Raw genomic sequence first — 23,933 nt, 5'->3', positions numbered from 1 at the left:
TGACCGGCGAATCGCCACCTTCCTAGTCTCCGGGCCGCCATGCCCGAGCACATCCCCGAGATTCTTCCTCCCCGCGGAGGGTTCCGTGCTGTCCGGACCCGCCGTCTTTCACTCACCCTCCTCGCCTCCCTGGCGCTCTTCGCCGGATGTGACGACAAGGAGGATCCGAAGCCCACGGATCCGCCTCCCGCCGCGCCGAAGTACACGGCGAAGATCAAGCGCACCTCCTTCGGCATCCCGCACATCACCGCGGACAACTACGGCAGCCTGGGCTTTGGCCAGGGCTATGCCTTCGCGCAGGACCACGTCTGCACGCTGGCGGACCAGGTCCTGAAGGTGCGCAGCGAGCGCGCGCGCTTCCTGGGCCAGGGCACCGGCAACAGGAACGTGGGCTCCGACCTGGCGTACCTGGCCATGGACGTGATGGGACGCGCGCAGGCGGCCTTCCCCACGCTGTCCCAGGAAGTTCAGGACATGCTCACCGGCTACGCGGCCGGCTACAACAAGTACCTGGAGGACACGGCCCCGGAGGCCCGTCCCGCCGAGTGCGCCAACGCCCCCTGGGTGCGCCCCATCACCCCGGTGGAGCTGCTGGCGTACAACACGGACCTGACGCTCATCGCGGGCATCAACGCGCTGGCGCTCACCATCCCCGTGGCCACGCCTCCCACCGTGAGCGCGCAGTCCGTGGACCCGAAGCAGGCCGCGCTGCGTCCCCAGATGCCCGCCCTGGAGGAGCTCCAGAAGCTCAAGACGGCGGACTTCGGCAGCAACGGCTGGGCCATTGGCGCCGAGCGCACCGACAACGGCAAGGGCATGGTGATGGCCAACCCGCACTTCCCCTGGGAAGGCGAGCTGCGCCTGTGGGAGAGCCAGCTGACGGTGCCGGGCCAGATGAACGTCTACGGCGTGGGCCTCATGGGCGTGCCGGCGGTGCTCATCGGCTTCAATGAGAACCTGGGCTGGACGCACACGTTCTCCGCAGGCCAGCGCGCGACCATCTACCAGCTGCAGCTCGTGGAGGGGAAGCCGACCGTCTACAAGTACGGCAACGAAGAGCGCGCCATGACCTCCAAGACCTTCACCATCCTGGTGAAGCTGCCGGAGGGCTCGCTGACGAACTACTCGCAGACGCTCTACTTCAGCCACTACGGCCCGATGATGGCCATCCCGGATTCCAACCTGCCGCAGGGCGTTCCCCCGGGCACGCTGGGCTGGAACACCAAGACGGCGCTCACCATCCGCGACGCCAACATCGACAACACGAAGTTCCTGGACCAGTTCCACGGCATGAACAAGGCCAGGTCCCTGGCCGAGTTCAAGGACGTCTACGCCACCCAGCAGGGCCTGCCCTGGGTGAACACGATGTACGCCGACAAGGAGGGCAACGCCTGGTACACGGACGCCACGCCCACGCCCAACCTCACCCCGGACGCGTACAAGAAGTGGTTCACCGACGCGAACACGCCCGGCCTGAGCGCTTCCTACCTCATCTACCAGGCCCTGGGCTTCGTGGCGCTCAACGGCAGCGACCCGGCCAATGAGTGGCAGCCGTCCCCCAACCCGGCGCGCAGCCCGGGCCTGGTGGGCTTCAAGGACGTGCCGCAGCTGGACCGCAAGGACTTCGTCTTCAACGCGAACGACAGCTACTGGCTGGCCAACCCCGCGGCGCCCATCACCGGGAAGTCCCCGCTGCACGGCCTGGAGGGCGTGCCCCAGTCGCCGCGCACGCGCATGAACGCCAAGGTCCTCACGGAGGTCTCCGAGACGGGCGCCTCCGGCGCGGACGGCAAGTTCACCTTCGAGGAGCTGAAGGCCGCCGTGTTCAGCAACCGCAGCAGCCTGGAGGAGCTGCTGCGCGCGGGGATCGTGGAGCGCTGCACGGGCAAGACGACGGTGACCTACAACAACACCGCCGTGGACATCAGCCAGGCGTGCGCCGTGCTGGCCGGCTGGAGCGGCCGCTACGACGTGGACCAGAAGGGCGCGTTCGTCTTCCGCGAGTTCCTGGGCGCCTACCCCGGCGCGAACCTGCTCAACGCGGGCGCGCTGTTCTCCGTCCCGTTCGACCCGGCCAACCCCATCGCCACGCCCAACACCCTGACCCCGGCCCCGGCCACCGGTGACGACCCGGTGCTCACGAAGCTGGCGCAGGCCGTGGCCACCATCGGCCGCTCCGGCAACGCGGTGGACAAGACGCTGGGCGAGGTGCAGTTCACCACCCGCACCGGCGCCCCCATCCCCCTGCAGGGCGGCATGAGCCGCGAGGGCGTCACCAACGTGCTGTCCTTCGGCGTCGCCAAGTCGACGCTGTTCGACTTCTCCCAGCCCCACACGGCCGCCTTCAACAGCACCACCCTGCTGGCGAAGGAGGGCTACCCCATCAACAACGGCAGCTCCTTCGTCATGGCGCTCCAGTTCACCGACGCGGGCCCCAACGCCAACGCCGTGCTGACCTACAGCCAGTCCGGCGACCGCAAGTCCCCGCACTACGCGGACCAGACCCAGCTGTTCTCGCAGAAGAAGTGGCGCCCCATCCTCTTCACGGACGCCCAGATTGCCGGCGACGCGAACCTGGCGGAGACCACCGTCTCCGGCGGGTAATCCCCACCGTCTGACGGCCTGAAGCCGCTTGAAGGCCCCGGGAGCCGCCGTGCTCCCGGGGCCTTCTTGTTTTCATGGGGAGTCACCGTTGAAAAGTGTCATTGGCATTGGAATAGGCAGACAGGGGTGCCGGCCCTGGCGTCTGGGTTCAGCATCCGCTAGCGGACATCCAACGGGCCTGTGAGGCGAACACACAGTCCGTGACGCCGTCAGGCGTCAACGGATGTGTCGTCTCAGCAATGTCAGCCTTCAGGGCTAGTTTCTTGACCGCGGCTGAAGAGCAGGATGTCCCCCAGGCCCAGGGAGAACGCCCGGACGCGTACCGACCGGGACGGCCGCTGGGTCCGACACGAAGGAGTCGCGAACGCCATGGCACTTCCGGTCTACAAGACAGACGTCATCGACAAGGTGTTCTTCCTGCGCTGGGACGCTCCCCCCACGCCGGATGAGATTCAGGCGGTGTTCCAGAAGATGCAGACCGCCTACCAGCAGCACCAGCAGCAGCAGCTGGTGCTCGTCACGAGCGCGGGAGCGAAGTCCGCGGTCCCCAACAGCGAGCAGCGCCGGCACCTGTCCAACATGCTGTCGGACGCGCGGGCGCTGTTCTCGGAGATCCACGTCGTCATCGAGGGCAACGAGCTGCAGCACAACCTCCAGCGCGTCATCGTGTCGGGGATGCTCATCGTCACGCGCACGTATGACGACCAGTTCATCCGCGTGCACAAGAACGCGGATGGGGCGGCGGGCTTCATCGCCCGGCGGCTGGGCGTGGATGGCACGCAGGTGGTGAACGAAGCGCGGTCGCGCGGCGTGGTGATGTAGTCCCCGGGGGGATTCGGGGGCCCTGTGAAGGGCCCCCGGCCCCGGAAGCGTGGCGAGCGGGCTTTTTTCAGCCCCGGGCGCCCTGCCCCACCGGCCGGACCGGGCGGGCGGCGCTGACGGAGCCGCGCACGTAGCGGTGGTCGAAGAGGTCCACGTAGAGGTACTCGGGCCAGGACACCATCGCGCGGGTGCCCAGCATCACGCCCCGCATGATTTCACTCACCATCAGCCCCGCGGCGGTGGTGGCGCCAATCACGCACGTGGGGGCGTGGCCCTTTCCCCGGTAGCAGGCGTCCATGTACTCCTGGAGCATGTAGCTGCCCAGGTGCGGGATGATCTTCGGCAGGTCGATGCGGCCGTCCGGGAGGATGAAGAGCTCCTCGTAGAGCGGCGCGTCCGGCTGGAAGACGTGGAGCGCGGCGCCAAAGCCCAGCATCAGCCCGGTCATGATGGGGATGCCCAGCTGCCGGCACGTCTGGTGGAGCGACTCCTTGGCGCGCGCCCCCGCGATGTCGATGACCTCCACCACGTAGTCCACCGGCGGCAGGCCGCCCAGGCCCTTGAGCACGTCCGCCACGTTGGCGTCGGTGATGCCCTCCTTCACCTTGTTCACGCGCAGGTCCGGGTGGATGTCCCGGCACATGCGCTCCACCACGTCCACCTTGTGCTGGCCCAGCGTGCTCTCGAAGCAGCCAATCTGCCGGTTGATGTTGTGGCGCTCGTAGACGTCGAAGTCCGCGAGCGTCAGGCAGCCGAAACCCAGACGCGCCAGGTCCACCGCGCACTGGCCGCCGGCGCCGCCCACGCCGGCGACGAGCACGTGGGTGGTGGCGAGCTTGTCCATCGTCTGCGGGTGGAGGACGCCCAGGTTGCGCTGGAAACGGGGGTTCACGTTCGTCATTGGAGGGCTCCCTACTTGCGCATGCAGACGTAGAAGTTCTCGCCGTAGTAGTCGTCACCGTCGGCCACCAGCGCCTCGCTGAAGCCCACCTTCTTCAGCAGCTTCACCGCCTGGTCCGTGTCCAGGAAGGTGACCATCTCGTTGGGGTCCGTGGTGAGCCGCTGGGCACAGGTGCGGTGGTGGTTCACCGCGCGCTGGAGGGTCTCCGACCACCGGCCCTGGGACTCCCACTCCCGGATGGAGTTCTTCAGCACCTTCTCCAGGTCCGGCCGGGGGCGCTTGTTGCTCGTCATGCACAGCACGCCGCCGGGCTTCAGGTGCGTCCAGGCCTCGCGCAGCACGGCCTCCGGGTCCCTCACGTAGAAGAGGACGTTGTTCATCACCACCGCGTCCGCGCCCTCCTCCACCTCCACGGGGAACTGCGTCACGTCCCCCGGCAACAGCGTCCAGCGGGCGCGCACCGCCTCCGGCTCCCGGGCGCGGCGGCGCACCGCCAGGGCGAGCATGGCCTCGTTGTTGTCGAAGCCCACGACGCGCTGTCCCCGGCGCACCAGCGGCTCGCTCACCAGCCCCGTGCCGCACCCCGCGTCGATGACGTAGGCCCGGTCCCGGGTGTCTCGGAGGATCTTCTCGCGCTGCCGCTGGTAGCACGGCAGTTCGGGGATCATCTGGTCGTAGCTGTGCGCGAAGTCGTTCCAGATGTTGTCGACAAAGACGGTTTCGGGCATGGGTCCCCCTCTTGGGGAGTCAGGGTGAGACCCGGTGTTTTCCCCCGTCCCACCCTCTTCCCGCGATTGCCCCGCCGTCTTCCCCTACCATTCAGGACTTGCCTGTTTCAGATGTATGTGTTGGATTGAGTGAACAAATACACCCTGGCGGGCCGGAGGGGTGTTCGTTCAGTCGGGAAGGTCCCGCGCCATCCGTGGTGCGCATGTCTCAGCATTGAAGCACGCCCGGGGATGCGTGTTTTTCACTCGGGGCCGGCCGGGAGTGTCTTCTGGCGGCCTTCACCGTTGAAGCCTGCCCTGCGGGGCAGAACCAATGAAATCAATGGCTTGGACCCTGGCGCGGAAGGTGCTGTTGGGGAGGCCTGCATCGGAAGCGCGGGATGTCAGGGCCGTGCGCTTCTCTGCGTGGGGGACCCTCATGCGAGTCGAGGTCGGTATGCGTAGGACGTGGGTGGTGATGGTGGCGTTGTTCGTGATGCTGAGCGCGAATTCGGGGGAAGCGCGCGAGGTGTCGTTGCAGGCGGAGCAGTGGACGCGCGCGGTGGTGGCGGCGGGGCTGACCGCGTCCAGCACGACGCGCGAGGCGCTGGGCGGCGGGCTGGCGCACTACACCTGGAAGGTGCGGGTGGGGACGGGGAAGTACGACGCCATCACGGTGCACCGCGTGGTGCGCGAGGCGCGCCCGTGGCTCCCGGCGCGCAGCAGCCGGGCGGTGTTCATGGTGCACGGGGACCTGTGGGGCTTCGCGCCCGCGTTCCTCACCAACACGTGCGTGTCCACGATGCCGGAGGACCGCTCGCTGGCGGCGTTCCTGGCCAGCCAGGACGTGGACGTCTGGGGCCTGGACCTGCGGTGGGTGGGCGTGCCGGAGTCCGAGACGGACTTCAGCTACATGGCGGACTGGAGCCTCCAGACGCACGTGAAGGACGTGGGCACGGGCCTGGCGCTGGCGGACGTGGTGCGGCGACTGTCCGGCAACGGCGGCGGCGACCGGATGTTCCTCCTGGGCTGGAGCCGCGGCGCCACCATCGGGTACGCGTACCTGGACGCGGAGTCGCAGCGGCCGCGCGGGCTGCGGCGGGTGGACGGCTTCGTGCCCATGGACATGGTGCTGCGCTTCGGGCCGGACGCGACGGAGCAGCGCCAGTGGGCCTGCGACCGCTATGAGGCGCTCCAGGCCGCCCGCGACGAGGGGCGCACGGAGGGCGGCCTCCTGGGCCCCGCGCCGGGCACGCCCGTGAAGCTCATCGGTCAGCTGGCGACCCAGGCACCCAACTCGCCCTCCCCGCTCGCGCCGACGGGGCTCGCGGCGCCGACCCGGCCCACCAACCGGCAGTTCGCGGTCATCGCCGCCGGCAAGACGGCGGCGCTCTTCGTGCCGCTCCAGCCGCTGACGCCGGGCTACCACCTGGCGGGCAGCGTGCCGGACGCCGCGGGCCTGCCCACCAGGACGGCCTTCACGCCGGAGCCCACCCTGTTCGACTACCTCCAGCTGGCGGTGCCCTACCAGAGCCTCAACGAGGTGGTGGAGACGGAGAAGCAGCTGTGCGGCCTGGACGTGCCCTACGACGACCACCTGCAGGACGTGAAGGTGCCCGTGCTGTACGTGGGCGCGGCGGGCGGCGTGGGGCGCTACGGGGAGTACTCCACGCGCCTGCTGGGCAGCACGGACGTCACCCGCATCATCGTGCGCAGCCGGCCGGAGTCGGAGCGCGCGCTGGACTTCGGGCACGCGGACCTGTTCCTCGCCCGGGACGCGCGCGTGCGCGTGTGGCAGCCCATCCTCCAGTGGCTGCGGGCGCACTGAGGAAGGCGGGGGCTACTCCGGCTTCCACAGCCCGTGGCGCCGGGCCCTGCGGCCCAGCGTCACGGGGTCCATGCCCAGGGCCACGGCCGCGCGGCGCAGGACGCCGCCGTGGCGCTCCAGGGCCTCGCGGATGAGGTCGCGCTCCACCTGGTGGAGCCGGGCCCGGAGCGAGCCGTCCCCCGTGGGGTCCGCGCGGGGCACGGTGTTGTTGAGGAGCGCGGGCGGCAGCAGGCGCCGGGTGAGCATCTCCCCGGGCCTGGACAGCAGCACCGCCCGCTCCACCACGTTGCGCAGCTCGCGCACGTTGCCCGGCCAGCCGTAGCCGTGCAGCACCTCGTCCGCGTCCGGCGCCACGCCCGTGGCGGAGCGCTTGAGGGTGCGGTTGAACTGCTCCACGAACGCGCGCGCCAGCTCCGGGATGTCCTCCGGGCGCTCGCGCAGGGGCGGGATGTCGATGGTGAAGCTGTTGAGCCGGTAGAAGAGGTCCGCGCGGAAGCGGCCGGCGCGCACCTCCTCGCCCAGGTCCCGGTTGCTCGCGGCCACCACGCGCACGTCCACGTGGCGCACCTGGGTGCCGCCCACCGGGCGGATGTCGCCCGTCTCCAGCACGCGCAGGAGCTTCGCCTGGAGGTTGGGCGTGGTGTTCTCAATCTCGTCCAGGAAGATGGTGCCGCCGTTGGCCAGCACGAAGAGGCCCGGGTGGTCCGACACCGCGCCGGTGAAGGCGCCCTTCACGTGGCCGAACAGCTCGCTCTCCAGCAGCGTCTCCGTGAGCGCGCCGCAGTCCTGCACCACGAGCGGCAGGTCCCCCCGGCCGGAGAGCCGGTGGAGGATGCGCGCCAGCACCTCCTTGCCGGTGCCCGTCTCGCCCTGCAGCAGCACCGCCACCCGGTGGGGGGCCACCAGGCGCACCATCTCCATCACGCGCTGCATGGGCGGGCTGCGGAAGCCCACGTCCTCCCCGTGGCGGCCCGGGCCGCCCACCGGGGCCTGGGCCAGGGCGCGCTCGCGCATGAGGTTGCGCTCCAGCTCCAGCGCCATGCGCCACTGCTCCGTGCGGAAGCCGTGCTCGCGCCCGGCCTGGAGCACCGCCTCGCGCATGACGTCCGGATCCGGCCACGGCCCCAGCGCCCGGTAGATGCGGCCGGTGTTGAAGAGGGCCACCAGCCGCTCCGGGGCCGCCGGGGCGCAGTAGACGATGCGCGAGGCCAGGTCGCTGGGCGGCCCCGCCCCCGTGGGGTCCACCTCCGCGCGCAGCTCCGCCAGGGACTCCACCAGCGCGAGCGCCCGCGACTCGTCCTGGCCGCACACCAGCAGCGCCGCCATGTCCCCGCGCGTGAGCAGCGCGTGCACGTCCTCCGCGGTGGCGGCGAAGTGCGGCGTGGCCACGCCGTCCAGGGACTGGCGCACCGCGCGGGACTCGTCCTCCGACGCGAAGGCGGTCACCACCTGCAGGTGGGACGTGGCCAGGTAGCGCGCCAGCTTCACGCCATCCGCGGCGTCGAAGGCGCCGAAGCTGATGCCCAGCGCCGCGACGGTGCCCCCGCCGCTCGCCGTGTCATGACGCCAGCGCACCACCCCGTGGACGCGCACGTGGGCGCCCGTGTCCGGCAGCGAGAAGGCCATCTCCACCGGCTCGTTCTCGTGCGGGCCCTCCGACGGCCGGCGCGGCGTGGCGATGAGCCCGATGCCCGTCTCGCTGATGTTGACGGACCAGCAGCCATGCAGCGCCGGCTGGGTCACCACCTTCACGTACAGCGGCTTGCGCTCGCTCCGAGGCACCTGCTCGGACCCGGGGCGCGTCATGGGGTGCGTCACTCGACCGGCCTCATGGCCGCGGCGCGGCGGGCTTCCTGGCAGTCCACGGACATTTCAGGAGGGGTTCTGCCTGATTCTTCCGTCATCGCAAGTCGGCGGCAAAGGGGGTGTCCGCCACTCACGTCGCCACCGGACACGGGTCCGAATTGCCCTGCCCGTAACACAGCGTGCGTGTCCCCACACCGCACCACAAGCCGCGGCGTGAAACGGGCCCGCGCTCCGCCGGTACGCCTCCCACGCGACGCGCCGTATCGCCCCTGCCGGTGGGTTGAAGGATTCCAACCGGGCCGTCTGAAATTGATGTCTGTCTTTGGGCGCTGAACCTGCCCGGCATGCAAGCGGGCTCAACGTCGCTTGTGTTCGAAATAAAACTTCGCTATTCCGATTGTCACCTTGGAGCACGGCAGCCTTCCCCGCTGCCGGATGGAGCAAAACCCACACACGTCACGCTGTCTTTCTCCTCCCGTCGACACGGCCCTGTCGCACAGGTCCGGAAGCACGCGAGGGGACTGCCCCGCCGTAAAGCCAGACATTTCCCGGCCACGCCCCCGTCTCCTGTCCTGGGAGCATGGCTTTTTTCTGCCTGTCCTTTCCCCCTGGGCCTCCCCCTTGAAGAAAACCCTCCTCCTGGTTGAAACGTTGTTCGTCCTGGGCGCCGTCGGTTGTGGCGCCGCGGACGGTTCGCTTCCGGATGAAGACCGCACGCCGGCGCTCGAGTCCTCCGGCGAAGACCTCGCCACCACGAGCTGCACGCAGCTCACCCCCAGCAGCGTGAAGGCCAGCGGCGACGACGGCACCGGCAGCGTCGCGGCGAACACGCTGGACGACCTGCTCACCACGCGCTGGAGCAGCCTGGGCAAGGGCCAGTGGATTGACTACGACCTGGGCGCCACGAAGACGGTGGGCGCCATGGCGGTGGCCTGGCACCAGGGCGACACGCGGGTGAACACGTTCACCATCTCCGTGTCTCCGGACGGCTACACCTACACGCAGGTGTACAGCGGCAAGAGCAAGGGCACGACGGCCGCGGCGGAGACGTATGCCTTCACGGCGGTGAGCGCGCGCCGCATCCGCGTCACCGTGCAGGGCAACACCCTCAACGACTGGGCCAGCATCTCGGAGGCGCGTCCGTGCGCCGGCACGACGCCGTCCCCCGCCCCCAGCGGCATCGTGTGGCGCGGCGACTTCGAGTCCGGCGACCGCAGCCAGTGGGACGGCACGCAGATGATGTCGTCGGACCGGCTGCAGGTGATTCCGTCGCCGGTGCGCGAGGGCGGCTACGCGCTCAAGGCCACGGTGAAGCAGGGCGACGACCCCATCAACTCCAGCGGCAACCGGAACGAAATCTTCAAGCAGACGAAGGAGGCGGCGGGCTCCGAGTACTGGTACCGCTGGAGCACGCGCTTCGCGTCGGACTTCCCCAGCGTGAACACCTGGCAGCTCTTCACCCAGTGGCACCACGACGGCTGCTGCGGCTCACCGCCGGTGGAGTTCTACGTCTACGGCGAGGAGATGCGGCTCAACATCGGCGGGGACCCGGGCGTCATCGTCTGGAAGACGCCGCTGGTGCGCAACGCGTGGCATGACTTCATCTTCCACGTGAAGTGGTCCCCCAACGCCACCGTGGGCTTCGTGGAGCTGTACTACAATGGCAACCTGGTGCTGCCCAAGCGCTACATCGCGACGCAGTACTCCGGGCAGCTCAACTACCTGAAGATTGGCCTGTACCGGAACGACACCGTCGCGCCGGTGGGCGTCGTCTACCACGACGGCTGGGTGATGGGCCGCTCGAAGGCGGACGTGCTGGATGCCAACTACCAGTTGAAGTGAGACACCTGACCCGCGTGCCCCGGTAGTCGCCGGGGCACGCCCCGGGATAGGCTTTCCGTGCCCATCCCGAGGAGCCGTCTCATGCGCCTGTGCGCCGCGCTGACCGCCGTAGCCCTGCTGGCGTCCTGCACCACGACCTATGCCATTCCCAAGCCGGAGCTCGCGCGGCTGGACGGCTTCAAGGACGAGAACGCGGCGCTGATGGTGGAGCTGGGGGACGTGATGCTCAACCGCCCCACGGAGCGCCGGCGCACGGTGCGGGACGTGGAGGGCAAGGCGCACCAGTTCAGCTCGGACACGCCGCTGGCGCTGGCCCGGGCGGCGCAGGAGGACGCGGAGTTCCAGCGCTTCATCGAGGTGGGCGTGGACGCCGACCGCTTCCGGGGCGTGCCGCTGGAGGGCTCCACCTCCGGCGCCTCCGCGCCCGCGCTCGTGGTGCCGCTGACGGAGGTGGACCACGCCCGGCTGCGCGAGTTCAGCCTGGGCAAGACGCTGCTGTTGACGGGCACCATCGGCGCGGTGGTGCTGGGCTCGCTGGTGGCGGTGAGCATGCTCTTCGAGCCCACCACGGGCTCGGACGACGACAGGCCCGGCGGCGTCATCGACCTGGGCCCCCGTCCCCGGGTCCTCCCGGGGCCGCACTTCTAGGACCTTCTGTCAGCGCGCGTCCGTGCGCTGGCGCAGCAGGCCTTCCTGGGCCACGGAGGCCACGAGCCGCCCGTCCCGGGTGAAGACGTGCCCGCGCGCGAGGCCGCGGGCGTTGCCGGCCCAGGGGCTCTCGATGGTGTAGAGCAGCCAGTCGTTGACCTTCAGGTCGCCGTGGAACCAGAGCGCGTGGTCCAGGCTGGCCATCTGGAAGCCCGGCTTGAGGAACGTCAGCGCGTGCGGCTGGAGCGCGGTGCCCAGCAGGTTGAAGTCGCTGGCGTAGGCGAGCACGTAGCGGTGCACCTGGGGCTCGTCGGGCATGGCGCCGTCGGCGCGGAACCAGACGTGCTTCACGGGCGGCTCGGCGGTGGGCTCGAAGGGGTCCACGTACGTCACCGGGCGCATCTCGATGGGCTTGGGGGAGAGGAACTTCTCCCGGTGCCGCTCGGACATCCGGCCCGCGTGGCGGCCCAGGAGCTCCAGGTCCGTGGGCAGCGACTCCGGGGGCGGCACGTCCGGCATGGTGGCCTGGTGCGTGAAGCCCGGCTCGTCGCCCTGGAAGGACGCCATCAGCGTGAAGATGGGCTGGCCCTTCTGGATGGCCACCACGCGGCGGGTGGTGAAGCTGCCGCCGTCGCGCACGCGGTCCACGGTGTAGACGACGGGGAGGCCCGCGTCGCCGGGGCGCAGGAAGTAGCCGTGCAGCGAGTGCACTGTGCGCTTCTCCTCCACCGTCTGGCTGGCGGCGGAGACGGACTGCCCCAGCACCTGCCCTCCGAAGAGCTGCCGGAAGCCCAGGTCCTGGCTGGCGCCGCGGAAGAGGTTCTCCTCGATGGGCTCCAGCTTCAAAAGCCCCAACAGCTCGTCCAGCACCCGGCTCATGTCCGTCCTCCCGTTTTGACGCACCCCGTCCATACCCCAGCCCCCGGCCGGCGCGCGCGGGCCAATGTAGAGTGCGGCGCCTTTCTCCTCGGAAGGAGCCGAGCCCGTGGCCCTGCGTTCCCTGCCAGACGCCTTCCGGAGGCACCCGGCGGCCTGGGGCATGGCGGCCACGTTCGCCGCCAGCCTGCTGTTGCGCGGGCTGTACCTGGCGGGCGCGCCGGACCGGGACTGGCCCTTCTCCGTCTTCTTCGCGGGTGACGCGCGCTTCTTCCACACCGCCGCGCTGGACCTGGCCCGCGGCCACGAGGGCCCCGCCGCCCTGCCCTACCACCCGCCCCTGTTCCCCGCGCTGCTGGGGTGGCTGTACCGGGTGATGGGGGAGCCCCGGGGCAGCGCGCTGCCGTACAAGCTGGCGCTCGCCTGTCTGGGGGCGGCCACGGTGGCGCTCTGCTTTGGCTTCTGGCGGCGCCTGCTGGGGACGGCGTGGAGCTTCGTGGCGGCGGGGCTGTACGCCGCGAGCTTCGGGTGGCTGGTGCTGTCCACCACGTACAGCAATGAAACATTGTCCGCGCTGTGGCTGTGTTTCACGTGCGCGCTGGGCCTGCGCGTGGGCGGCCGGGCGCCGTCCCGGGGCGAGGTGCTGGCCCTGGGCGCGGTGATGGGGTTGGGCACGCTCACCCGCGCGGAGCACCTGGGGCTGTGGCCATTCCTGCTCGGGTACGCGTGGACCGCGCGCTCGCATCCCTGGGATTGGAAGCCATGGGCCCTGCGCTGGGGCGCGGCGGTGGGCGTGTCCCTGCTGCTGCTCGTGCCTTCCGCCCTGCGCAACCTGGACACGATGCGCGAGTTGAACGCGCGCGCACCGCACCTGGAGCCGCTGCCGGAGTGGGTGCCCGTCACGGTGTACGGGCCGCTCAACTTCGCGATGGCAAACCACGCGCGCGCCACCGGCGGCTTCACGCCCGCGCTGATCAACCAGGGCGGCAGCAACGGCCAGCTGGACCCCTCCCGCCCGGAGCACCGGCGCCTGCTCTTGCACGGCTACGCGGAAGGCCTGCGCTGGATGGTGGAGGCCCCCGGCGACGCGGCCCGGCTCCTGTGGACGAAGCTGGACCTGTGGCTGGACGGCCTGAGCCTGGGCGTCGGCGTGTCGGACGTGCCCGGGGGGCTCACCGGCGAGCGCGCTCCGGTGGACGTGTTCGTCCCCGACGCGGCGTGGCTCAAGTGGCCGCTCGCGGCGCTGCTGCTCGCCGGGATGGCGCTGTCGCTAAGGCCCGCGCACGCGCCCTTCCGGCTGCTGTCGCTGGTGGTGCTGCACCGGGTGCTCGTCACGCTCGCCTTCTTCGGCTACGCGCGTGGGCTGCTCGTCGTCTTCCCCGCGCTCCTGCCGCTCCTGGTGCTGCCGCTGAAGGTCCTGGCGGACCGCCACGCGGCCGTGGCCCGGAGGCTGCCGGTGCTCGCCGGGGCGGTGCTCCTGCTCGTGTGGGTGGAGGCCGCGCTCGTCGCCACGCGCGAGGCGCCCCGCCGCTTCATGGCCAGCGGCACCACCGACGCCGTGAACGGCAAGCTCATCCAGGACGACCGGGTCCGGCTCTGGCCTGGCCCTGTAGTGAACACTTCAAGCCCTTGACTTCCCTTCAAATTCTCTAAATCGAAGATACTCAGGAATAGCCGCAATACACTTTTAAAATGCGTTTGACCTAAGCAGGGAGCGCTCCGCCCCGGAGCCCGCCGGTCCCGTCCGGCGGCATCATCCGAGGAGACGTACATGCGCCCCTTGCGGTCCGCGTTGTGTTGTCTAGCCCTCCTGGTGTCGTCCACGACGTACGCATTCCAACCCTCCCAGCCCGCGCAGCAGGGCGCGGTGGCGAAGAAAGCCTTCTTCAAGCCGGAGCTGTACCTGCCCATCCAGAACATGCCGCTGGAGAAGGCGCGCACGCTGATGCCGCGCGTGGGCGCGGACCGGTGGACGAAGTTCCTGAGCAGCACCGGCGGCAGCGTGCAGGTGTACCTGGATCCGCTGTCCGGCATGCCCACGGGCATCCAGGGCAGCTTCCCGCTGCTGCCCGGTGACGGCTACCGCAACAACGTCAGCCTGGACGACGTCCGTCAGGGGCTGGGCCGCTCGGTGGGCGGCGTGGACGAGTCCGTCGTGGGCGAGCTCGTCTTCAAGTTCGTCGCGGACCACCAGGAAGCGCTGGGCGTGGACCTGCTGCAGTTGGGCGCGCCGCGCGTGACGCAGGTCACGGACTCGCTGTGGCAGGTGCACATCCCGCAGGTCGTGAATGGCGTGCCGGTGCGGCACGGCCGGCTGGCGGCCACCATCAGCCACGGCAACCTCATCCTCCTGGGCACGGAGGCGTGGTCCAACGTGGCCATCGACCTGAAGCCCACGTTCAGCGCGTCGCAGGCGCTGACGGCGGGCAGCTCGTTCCTGGGCCAGACGCTGACGCCCACCAGCCTGTGGCAGCAGCCCACGCTGGAGGTGGCCCCCTACGCGCGCACGGGCGCGGCGTTCGGCCAGGGCTACGGCCACGCGCTGGTGTGGAGCTACGGCTTCTCCAGCCCCGGCGAGCACGAGCGCTGGAAGGTGACGGTGGACGCGAACTCCGGCGAGGTGCTGGCCGTGGAGGACGACAACCACTACTTCGACGCCCAGGTGAAGGGCGGCGTGTACCCGTCCACCAACATCGGCACCTGCACGTCGAAGGAGACGTGCGGCACCATGCAGCCCGGCACCCCCATGCCGTGGGCGAACACCGGCTTCACGTCGCCCAACAACTTCACGGACGGCGCGGGCATCTACAACTACAGCGCCGGCACCGTCACCACGACGCTCGCGGGCAAGTACGTGAAGATCGCCGACAGCTGCGGCGCCGTGAACGTCAGCTCCGCCACGGGCAGCCTGGACCTGGGCGGCGTGAACAACGACCACGACTGCACGGTGCCCGCGGGCACGTCCGCGGGCAACACGCCGGCGGCGCGCTCCAGCTTCTACGAGCTGAACAAGATCAAGGAGGTCGCCCGCGGCTGGCTGCCCTCCAACACCTGGCTGCAGGGCCAGCTCACGTCCAACGTGAACCTGTCCAGCACGTGCAACGCGTTCTGGAACGGCAGCACCGTGAACTTCTACAAGTCCGGTGGCGGCTGCCGGAACACCGGTGAGATTGGCGCGGTGTTCGACCACGAGTGGGGCCACGGCATGGACAACTTCGACGCCAACGGCTCCCTGTCCAACTCCAGCGAGGGCTACGCGGACATCGCGGGCATCCTGCGGCTGCAGACGTCCTGCGTGGGCTACGGCTTCTTCCAGACGACGAACACCGGCTGCGGCCTCACGCCGGACGGCACGGGCTACAACCAGCAGGAGGCCCAGGTGGCGGGCCAGTCCTGGTGCAACCTGCGCTGCTCGGGCGTGCGTGACGCGGACTGGGCGGCGAGCGCGCCGAACATCCCGGCCACCCCGCAGAACTTCACCTGCAAGATGTGCTCGTCCGGCTCCGGCCCGTGCAGCAAGCAGGTGCACTGCGCCGCGTCCCCCGTGCGCCAGGCGGCGTGGGACCTGGTGACGCGCGACCTCACGGCGGCGCCCTTCAACTACAACTCCAACGACGCGTTCCTCCTGGGCAACAAGCTCTTCTACCAGGGCTCCGGCAACATCGGCACGTGGCACGCCTGCAACTGCACCGCGGGCACGTCCGACGGCTGCGGCGCGACGAACGGCTACATGCAGTGGCTGGCCGCGGACGACGACAACGGCAACCTGGCGGACGGCACGCCGCACATGACGGCCATCTACGCCGCGTACAACCGCCACAACATCGCCTGCTCCACGCCCGCGCCCACCAACGGCGGCTGCGCGGCGGGCCCCACGGCGGCCCCCACCACCACGGCCACCCCGGGCGACAGCCAGGTGAGCCTGTCCTGGACGGCCTCCGCGGGCGCCAGCCAGTACTGGGTGATGAAGACGGAGGGCTTCGCGGGCTGTGACTTCGGCAAGGCGCGCGTCGCCACCGTCACCGGCACCAGCTACACGGACCCGGAGGTCGCCAACGGCCGCCAGTACTGCTACTCGGTGGTCCCCGCCAGCAGCAACGCGTGCTTCGGCCAGGCGTCCGCGTGCACCTGCACCACGCCCACCTGCGCGGCGCCCGGCGCGCCCTCGCTGTCCACCCCCGCCTCCGGCGCCACCGGCGTGGAGCTGCTCGCGGCGCTGGACTGGGCGGACGTGACGGGCGTGTCCGGCTACGAGGTCCAGGTGGCCACCGACAGCGCCTTCACCAACGTGGTGCGCAGCGCCAACTCGCTGGTGGCCAGCGCCTGGACGGTGTCCCCGGGCCTGACGGCGAACACGGCCTACTACTGGCGCGTGCGCGCGCTCAACTCGTGCGGCGGCACCAGCGCCTGGAGCGCGGCGCGAAGCTTCACCACGCGCGGCTGCGTCACCCTGGCGGCCCCCACGCTGTCCTCGCCCGCCTCCGGCGCCACCGGCGTCGCGCTGGCCCCGGCGCTGGACTGGTCCGACGTGACGAGCGCGGCCGGCTACGACGTGCAGGTGGCCACCGACAGCGCATTCACCAACGTGGTGCGCAGCGCCACCGGCCTGTCCTCCAGCGCGTGGAACGTGACGCCCGGCCTGTCCAACCTGACGACGTACCACTGGCGCGCGCGGGCCACGGACAGCTGCGGCGCGAGCGCGTACAGCGCCGCGTCCAGCTTCACCACCACCAACGTGTGCACGCCCGCCGTGGCCACGTACAACTCCACCCTGCGCACCCCGGCGTGCGGCTCCGTGTGCGGCTGCGACACCGGCCCCACGCTGGTCAACGGCCGCGGCACGGTGTCCGGCGGCGTGGAGCCCAACCAGCCCAACACGCTGGGCGCCACCTGCGCGGACGGCTCCACCGGCGTCTACCACTCGGATGAGAGCATCGACCGCATCGTGCTCAAGACGGTGGACCAGGGCATCATCGCCCCGGGCAAGCAGCTCACCGTGGACGTGACGGTGTGGTGCTACGGCACCAGCGACCAGCTGGACCTGTATTACACGACGAACACCACCACCCCGTCGTGGACGGCCATCTCCACCGCCCAGGCCTGCACCGCGGTGGGGCTGAAGACGTTCTCCTTCCCCGTCACCGTGGGCAGCACCACCGGCAACCACGCCGTGCGCGCGCAGTTCCGCTTCAGCAGCACCCCGACCAGCGCGTGCGTGGCGGGCAGCTACAACGACCGTGACGACCTGGTCTTCAGCGTCACGTCCGCGGTGGCCGCCAACCCCGCCAGCCCCACCGCTCCGGCCGCGAAGCAGGTGCGCGGCCGGGCCGTGACGGCGCGCTAGCCGTCCCGCCGTTCCACGGGGGCTCCCGGTACGACGCCGGGGGCCCCCGTGCCTTTTTCACGCGGCCGTCACCAGGTGTAGACGACGGACGGCGCCGAGCGCTTCGCCGGCCCGTGGTGGACCATCTCGATGTTGTTGCCGTCCGGGTCCAGCACGAAGGCCGCGTAGTAGCCCGGGTGGTACGAGCGCTCCCCGGGGCCGCCGTTGTCACGGCCTCCCGCGGCCACCGCCGCCTGGTGGAAGCGGTGCACCATCTCCCGGTCCTTCGCCTGGAAGGCCAGGTGCACGCGCGCGGTGGGCTCGCGGTCGTTGCTGAGGAAGAGCTCGTCCGCGGCCAGGTGCCGCTCGCTCTCGTTGAAAACGGGGATGCCCATCACCTCCAGCACCGCGCGGTAGAAGCGCTTGCTCGCCTCCAGGTCCCGGACCTGGAGATGGACGTGGTCGAACATGCGGCCGTGGTGCAGTTCCATGGTCTGCCCTCTGTGATTTCGCTGCTGCGTTTCTGTCCGACAACACGCGGACCGGCGACCTTCAGAACGGCAATTCACGCATGTCAAGGCGCATGCGCCCGGGAAGTCGTGAAAGCGGCAGCAACCCACCACAAAAGCATGGGCACCCGGCGGCGGGACGACGCAGCTTCATGCGATAGTCCGCGCACTTCGCTGTTCTTGCCTTCAGGAGGGTGCCGCGATGTTCCTCGAAATCATCGTCCTGCCCCGTGAAGACCGGTCCCCGAAGCGGCGCACGGTCAAGGCCTCCAAGGCCCCCCAGGCTCCGGAGCCGCGCAACCGCGCGGAGCTGGCCCAGGAGTGGCGCGAGGAGGGCAAGGCCTTCCATGGCGCCGTGCTGGAGTTCATCAAGGCCCAGCACCTGCTGGGCGCGGTGAAGTGGATGAGCGAGCCGGGCCTGCTTCCCCAGGTGACGCTCGTCGCCTCGGACCGCGTGCTGGAGAAGCTCCAGTCAGAACCCCGGTTCGCGGCCGGCCGCTCGCTGTCCATGAACCTGCAGACCTGAAGCACGCGCCGCTCCCCCTCGCGGCGACCTTCCTCTTCTCATCCTCTTGTTTTCCAACACCTGTTCGTGACCCGCGTGAGCCCTTCCGCGGTGCGTCCAGGCGTGGCCGGGGTGCGTCAATCGTAACGGCTTAGCCTGTCTCATCCTGTTTCACGCTGCTCTCCGCCTTGACGGCCTCGTCTTGAATTCCACAGGATGCGCTCCCGACCCACGAGGTCTGGACACCTGGTCCGGACCGGACGTGGGAGGTCCCCGCCGTGCCCCGCCAGCGCGCCCCTCGCCTGGAATCGGAGCGGAACATGCGTTTGAAGAGATTGGCCCCCGTCGTCGTGTCGCTGTGCTGCGCCACTGCTTCCGCCGAGTCGCGTGACAAGGAGGTCTACATCACCATCGGTTCGGAGGCGGTGACGGCGGTGCGCTCGTCGTTCCGCGCGGCCGGGAGCGCGCCCACGCTGGTGCGTGAGGCGAACGGGGTGAGCGTGCTCAAGCTCACCGAGTCGCAGCTGGGCGACGTGTCCGCCATCATGCATGACCAGTATCACCGCTGCGCGGGCTTCATGGCGCACGACACGCAGGAGGCGGCGCTCGCGGCGCTCTCGCCCGCGCAGCCCACGCAGTCGCTGGTGAGCTACACGCTGGACAACGCGGCGGTGGTCAACGGCCTGTTCTCCGGGCTCGAGGAGGCCAGCCTGCGCAGCACCATCATCCAGTTGGCCAGCTACACGAACCGCTACTACAACAACTCCACGGGCGGCACGCAGTCCGCCAGCTGGCTCAAGAGCGCCTGGGAGTCCTACGCCGCCGGGCGGCCCGACGTGAGCGTGCAGCTGTACACGCACTCGGGCTGGAGCCAGCCCTCCGTCATCGCCACCGTCACCGGCACCGTCTTCCCGGACGAGGTGGTCGTGATTGGCGGCCACCTGGACTCCATCAACATCACCGTCGGCTCCTCCAGCCGCCCCTCCGCGCCGGCGCCGGGCGCGGATGACGACGCCTCCGGTGTCGCCACGCTGTCGGAGGTCTTCCGCGTGGCGATGGCCAAGGGCTACAAGCCGGCGCGCACGGTGAAGTTCATGGCGTACGCGGCGGAGGAGGTGGGCCTCTACGGCTCGCAGGCCATCGCGCAGGCGCACAAGTCCGCGGGCACCAACGTGGTGGGCGTGCTCCAACTGGACATGACCAACTACCGTGGCTCGTCGTGGGACGTGACGCTCGTCACGGACAACACCAATGCGGCGCAGAACGCGTTCCTCGGTAGCCTCATCGACACGTACACGGGCTACTCGCGCACGAACATCACGTGCGGCTACGGGTGCTCGGACCACGCGTCGTGGACCGCGCAGGGCTACCCGGCGTCCATCCCGTTCGAAGCGCAGATGAGCAACGACAACCCCAACATCCACACGGCCAACGACACGCTGGCCAACAGCACGAACGGCAACGCCAGCAACGCGCTGAAGTTCGCGCGCATCGGCGCCGCGTACCTGGCGGAGCTGGGCAAGGGCACGCTGCCGGGCCAGCCCACGGACACCCAGCCCCCCACGGTGTCGCTCACCGCACCGGCGAGCGGCGCGACCGTGAACGGCACCACCAACATCACGGCGTCGGCCACCGACAACGTGGGCGTCAGCAAGGTGGAGTTCCTGGTGGACGGCGTGGTGAAGGGCACGTCCTTCTCCTCGCCGTACAGCCTCGCGTGGGACAGCCGCACGGTGGCCAACGGCAGCCACACGGTGGCGGCGAAGGCGCACGACAGCGCGGGCAACAACGCCACCACGACGGCGCGGACGGTGACGGTGGCCAACGTGTCCACGAGCGGCACCTACGACACCACGCTCCGGACGGTGCGTTGCAGCGCGGCGGCCGCCACCTGCGACAGCGGCACGCTGTTCAACGGCCGTGGCTCCATGGGCCCGGAGAAGAACACGCCCAACACGCTGCGCGGCACGTGCGGTGACGGCAGCTCCGGCACCTACAAGAGCGACGAGTCCGTGGAGGTCCTCAAGGTGTCCACCGTGGACGGCTCCAACTTCGCCGCGGGCAAGCAGGTGAAGGTGGAGGCCTCCATCTGGGCCTACGCCAGCCCGTCGTCGGACCGGCTGGACCTGTACTACACGGCCAACGCCACGGCGACGACGCCGGTCTGGACGCTGCTCACCACCATCACCCCGACGGCCGCGGGTGCCCAGACGCTGTCGTACACGTACACGCTGCCCGCCGGCGCCAACCAGGCCGTGCGCGCGCAGTTCCGCTACGGCAGCGGCAGCCCGTCCAGCGCGTGCGTCTCCGGCGAGTACAACGACCGCGACGACCTGGTGTTCGCCGTCCAGTAAGGCTCAGGCCGCCTGGAGCCCTTCGATGGGCAGCTCCACCACGAAGGTGGAGCCCAGGCCCGGCTTGCTGTCCACGGTGATGCGTCCGCCGTGGGCCTCCACCACCTGGCGGGCGATCCACAGCCCCAGGCCCAGGCCCCCGTAGTTGCGTCCGGGGACCGCGCGCTCGAAGCGCTCGAAGATGCGCGCGCGGTCCTCCTCGCTGATGCCAATGCCCTCGTCGCGCACGGAAAGGCGCGCGGTGCCGTCCTCGGCGGCCACGCGCACCGCGATGGGGCGGCCCTGGCCGTACTTCGCCGCGTTCGTCAGCAGGTGCGTCACCACCTGGTCGATGCGCAGCTTGTCGTAGCGGCCGACGAGCGGCATGCCCGCCTCCAGCGTCACCGTCACGCCCATGCGCGCCACCTCCTCGCGCAGGCGGGCCACCGCGTTGCCCACCACGGCGGTGAGGTCCACGTCGTTCAGGTCCAGCGCCAGCCGGCCCGTGGTGAGCTGCGACACGTCCAGCAGCGTCTCCATCAGCGCGTGCAGCCGCTGCACCTGCCGGCCCGCGGACTCCAGCGGACTCCGGGCGCGGCCCAGCGCGTCCTCCCCCAGGCTGCGCTCCAGCCGCTCCAGGTGCAGGCGGAAGGCGGCCAGCGGCGTCTTGAGCTCGTGGCTCGCCACCGCGAGGAAGTCGTCCCGGGCCTGGAGGCTCTCGCGCAGCGACTGGGCGAGCAGGTCCTGGCGGATGACCTCCCGGCGCATGCGCGACAGCTCCAGCATGGAGCGCACGCGCGCCACCAGCTCCCGGGCGCTGAAGGGCTTCACCAGGTAGTCATCCGCGCCCGCCTCCAGCCCCTCCACCGCGGCCTCCTCACCGGCGCGAGCGGACAACATCACCACGGGCACGGCGCGCGTGGACGGCAGCTCGCGCAGCGCACGCAGCAGGCCGAAGCCTCCCAGCCTCGGCATCATCACGTCCGTCAGCACCAGGTCCGGCGCGTGCGCGCGCGCGGCCTCCAGCGCGGCCTGTCCGTCCGTCGCCAGCGTCACGTCGAACGACGGCGACAGCACGCGCTCCACGTACTCGCGCATGTCCGCGTTGTCGTCCGCCACCAGCACGTGCGGCCGGGGCAGCTCCTGGCCCGCGCCCTCCCCTTCCGCTGGCGGAGGCACGAGTTCCAACGCGCGGGGCGCGGACTCTTCGTCCGTCCAGCGCTCGGCCTCCTGGAGGAAGGGGCGCGCGCCCAGGGCGGTGGACTGCTGCTGACGCGGAGCGAGGAGGCGGTCCGCGGGCAGGTGCGCGTGGCCCCGGGGGATCCGGACGGTGAAGGTGCTGCCCCGTCCCTCCTCGCTCTCCACGGTCACGTCGCCGCCGTGCAGCGCCACCAGCTCCCGCACCAGCGCCAGGCCGATGCCGGTGCCCTCGTGGGTGCGGCTGCGCGCGTTGCGCACGCGGTGGAAGCGCTCGAAGAGGTGGGGCAGCTCCGCCGCGGGGATGCCCGTGCCCGTGTCCTGCACGCGCAGGAGGACGTCGTTGCCCCGGACCTCCTGCCGGACGGAGATGCCGCCCTGGAAGGTGAACTTGAGGGCGTTGGAGAGCAGGTTGAAGACAACCTTCTCCCACATCTGCCGGTCCACGTAGGCGGGTTCCGGCAGCGGCTCGCAGTCCACGTGGAAGGACAGGCCGGTGCGCTCGATGGCGGAGCGGAAGTGGCCGGTGAGGTCGCGCGTGAAGGCGGTCAGGTCCGTGGGCTCGAAGCTGGAGTCGATGCGGCCCGCTTCCAACCGGCTGAAGTCCAGGAGCGTGTTCACCAGCCGCAGCAGGCGGCCCGCGTTGCGGTGGACCAGCTCCAGGTCCTTGCGCGCGGCTTCCGTCACCGGCACCTGCGCGAGCACGTCCTCCAGCGGCCCCAGCATCAGCGTGAGCGGCGTGCGGAACTCGTGGGAGATGTTGTGGAAGAAGGTTGTCTTCGCGCGGTCCAGCTCCGCCAGCGCCTCCGCCCGCTGCCGCTCCTCCTCGTAGGCCCGCGCGTTGCGCAGCGCCACCGCCACCTGCGCGCTCAACAGTTCGAAGAAGGAGGCATAGCCCTCATCCAGCGCGCGGTTGGGCGACAGCGCGGTGACGAGCACCCCCAGCGGCGCGGCCGTGCCCGCGCCCGCGAGCGGCTGGAAGAAGAGCGTCCCGACCGAGTCCCCGAACGGCCCACCCTGGAGCGCCAGGAGCGCCTCCAGCCCGTCGCGCCGCACGCGCTCACCGTCGAGCGCGCGCAGGTACGGGGCCGCCTCCCGCAAGCCCGCGTCCAGTACGATGGTCTCCGGGCTCAGCGGTCCGCCGCGCGCAAGGCCCACGGCCCCGCTCAGCGTCAGCGTCCGGCCGTCCTCCGCGCGCAGGTAGAGCAGCGCGCACGGCACGTCCAGCGGATGATCCGCCAGGGCGGTCATCAGGTCGCCGCACGTCTTGGCCACGCTGCGCGTGTCGGACGCCTGGGCGGACAGGTCGCGCAACAGCCGCATGCGCCGCTCGCTCAGGACCTGGGACGTCACCTCCGCGCACACCGCGAGCATGCCGCCGATGGCGCCCGTGTCGTCGTAGGCGGGCGCGTGGCTGACGTCGAAGTAGGACTCCTCGCGGTAGCCGCTGCGGTTGAGCAGCAGCCGGAGCGCGGGCACCCAGCTGGCGACGCCCGTCGTCATCGCCTCCGACACCAGCGGCTCCAGCGAGTCCCACGCCTCCGCCAGCGTGTCGCGGATGTCCGTGCCCAGCGCGGCCGGGTGCTTGTCGCCAATCACCAGCGAATAGGCGTCGTTGTAGAACTGGGTGAGCCGTGGACCCCAGGTGAGGATCATCGGGTAGCGAGACCCGAGCATCGTCTTCACGAGCATCTTGAGGCTCGTGGGCCAGGAGGCCACCGGCCCCACCGGCGACGCGTCCCAGTCATGCGTGCGCACCAGCGCGTGCATCTGGCTGCCGCCGGTGAAGAGGGTTTCCGGAGTCTGGGGAGGGACGTCCTGGCTCATCTCGGGCGCTGCTCCTCGGGTCAGCGAGCCATGTCCCTATGTCGGGTCCTGGTGGCTTCCCACTGGAAAAATGCCCATCCGTCGGGAGCGGAGCACGCGGCCCGCCGCATGGCCGCTGGCCCTGCCACCACGGGGTGTGAAGCCCTCGCATCCCGTGCGTCCGGGCGCCTGACTGACTGCCTGCTGGGGCCCGGCTGGCGGGCTG

General features: G+C 70.3%; 15 protein-coding genes. 9 read left to right on the top strand and 6 right to left on the bottom strand.

Features of this window, described 5'->3' with window-relative positions; genetic code table 11:
- The first annotated feature begins 39 nt into the window (after nt 1–39).
- Nucleotides 40–2,604 carry an acylase gene (locus JYK02_RS30390; protein ID WP_207056224.1) on the top strand — a complete coding sequence of 855 codons (2,565 nt, stop codon included), beginning with the start codon at nt 40–42 and terminating at the stop codon, nt 2,602–2,604.
- 369 nt (nt 2,605–2,973) lie between these two features.
- Nucleotides 2,974–3,426, top strand: a complete 453-nt coding sequence (locus JYK02_RS30385) for a DofA protein (RefSeq protein WP_207056223.1) — start codon at nt 2,974–2,976, stop codon at nt 3,424–3,426.
- Nucleotides 3,427–3,493: 67 nt separating this feature from the next.
- On the opposite strand, the gene JYK02_RS30380 is transcribed toward JYK02_RS30385, so the two are convergent.
- The gene (locus JYK02_RS30380; RefSeq protein ID WP_207056222.1) at nt 3,494–4,327 is read right to left on the bottom strand and encodes a ThiF family adenylyltransferase; all 834 of its coding nucleotides are present in this window, start codon (nt 4,325–4,327) and stop codon (nt 3,494–3,496) included.
- Between the two features lie 11 nt (nt 4,328–4,338).
- Nucleotides 4,339–5,055, bottom strand: a complete 717-nt coding sequence (locus JYK02_RS30375; protein WP_207056221.1) for a class I SAM-dependent methyltransferase — start codon at nt 5,053–5,055, stop codon at nt 4,339–4,341.
- 436 nt (nt 5,056–5,491) lie between these two features.
- Between JYK02_RS30375 and JYK02_RS30370 the strand changes: the two genes are divergently transcribed.
- Nucleotides 5,492–6,862 carry an alpha/beta hydrolase gene (locus tag JYK02_RS30370; RefSeq protein WP_207056220.1) on the top strand — a complete coding sequence of 457 codons (1,371 nt, stop codon included), beginning with the start codon at nt 5,492–5,494 and terminating at the stop codon, nt 6,860–6,862.
- Nucleotides 6,863–6,874: 12 nt separating this feature from the next.
- On the opposite strand, the gene JYK02_RS30365 is transcribed toward JYK02_RS30370, so the two are convergent.
- Nucleotides 6,875–8,668: a sigma 54-interacting transcriptional regulator gene (locus JYK02_RS30365; protein ID WP_207056211.1), complete on the bottom strand. Its 1,794-nt coding sequence runs from the start codon at nt 8,666–8,668 to the stop codon at nt 6,875–6,877.
- Nucleotides 8,669–9,289: 621 nt separating this feature from the next.
- Between JYK02_RS30365 and JYK02_RS30360 the strand changes: the two genes are divergently transcribed.
- Together JYK02_RS30360 and JYK02_RS30355 are read left to right on the top strand one after the other, a co-directional pair.
- On the top strand, nt 9,290–10,510 hold the full coding sequence (locus JYK02_RS30360; protein WP_207056210.1) for a heparin lyase I family protein: 1,221 nt from the start codon (nt 9,290–9,292) through the stop codon (nt 10,508–10,510).
- Between the two features lie 81 nt (nt 10,511–10,591).
- Nucleotides 10,592–11,158, top strand: a complete 567-nt coding sequence (locus tag JYK02_RS30355; RefSeq protein WP_207056209.1) for a hypothetical protein — start codon at nt 10,592–10,594, stop codon at nt 11,156–11,158.
- 9 nt (nt 11,159–11,167) lie between these two features.
- Here JYK02_RS30355 and tesB read toward each other — a convergent pair whose 3' ends face one another.
- A complete protein-coding gene (tesB, locus tag JYK02_RS30350; RefSeq protein WP_207056208.1) occupies nt 11,168–12,037 on the bottom strand; it encodes an acyl-CoA thioesterase II in 870 nt (289 codons plus the stop codon).
- A gap of 160 nt (nt 12,038–12,197) precedes the next feature.
- On the opposite strand from tesB, the gene JYK02_RS30345 reads away from it, so the two are divergent.
- Both JYK02_RS30345 and JYK02_RS30340 read left to right on the top strand, forming a co-directional pair.
- Nucleotides 12,198–13,667 (top strand): ArnT family glycosyltransferase, encoded by a 1,470-nt coding sequence (locus JYK02_RS30345; RefSeq protein ID WP_207056357.1) that lies wholly within the window; start codon nt 12,198–12,200, stop codon nt 13,665–13,667.
- 138 nt (nt 13,668–13,805) lie between these two features.
- Entirely contained in the window at nt 13,806–17,378 is a 3,573-nt protein-coding gene (locus JYK02_RS30340) for an endopeptidase (RefSeq protein WP_207056207.1), read from the top strand.
- Nucleotides 17,379–17,446: 68 nt separating this feature from the next.
- Here JYK02_RS30340 and JYK02_RS30335 read toward each other — a convergent pair whose 3' ends face one another.
- Nucleotides 17,447–17,848 (bottom strand): VOC family protein, encoded by a 402-nt coding sequence (locus JYK02_RS30335; protein WP_207056206.1) that lies wholly within the window; start codon nt 17,846–17,848, stop codon nt 17,447–17,449.
- Nucleotides 17,849–18,068: 220 nt separating this feature from the next.
- Between JYK02_RS30335 and JYK02_RS30330 the strand changes: the two genes are divergently transcribed.
- Both JYK02_RS30330 and JYK02_RS30325 read left to right on the top strand, forming a co-directional pair.
- Entirely contained in the window at nt 18,069–18,392 is a 324-nt protein-coding gene (locus JYK02_RS30330) for a hypothetical protein (protein WP_207056204.1), read from the top strand.
- Between the two features lie 299 nt (nt 18,393–18,691).
- Nucleotides 18,692–20,725 carry a M20/M25/M40 family metallo-hydrolase gene (locus JYK02_RS30325; protein ID WP_207056203.1) on the top strand — a complete coding sequence of 678 codons (2,034 nt, stop codon included), beginning with the start codon at nt 18,692–18,694 and terminating at the stop codon, nt 20,723–20,725.
- 3 nt (nt 20,726–20,728) lie between these two features.
- On the opposite strand, the gene JYK02_RS30320 is transcribed toward JYK02_RS30325, so the two are convergent.
- Complete coding sequence (locus tag JYK02_RS30320) at nt 20,729–23,728, bottom strand: hybrid sensor histidine kinase/response regulator (protein WP_207056202.1); 3,000 nt, start codon at nt 23,726–23,728, stop codon at nt 20,729–20,731.
- Between the last annotated feature and the right edge of the window lie 205 nt (nt 23,729–23,933).

Source organism: Corallococcus macrosporus (genome assembly GCF_017302985.1).
Lineage (GTDB): Bacteria > Myxococcota > Myxococcia > Myxococcales > Myxococcaceae > Corallococcus > Corallococcus macrosporus_A.
Note: the sequence above shows the minus strand (reverse complement) of the source record. Positions and strands in the feature narration are given on the sequence as shown.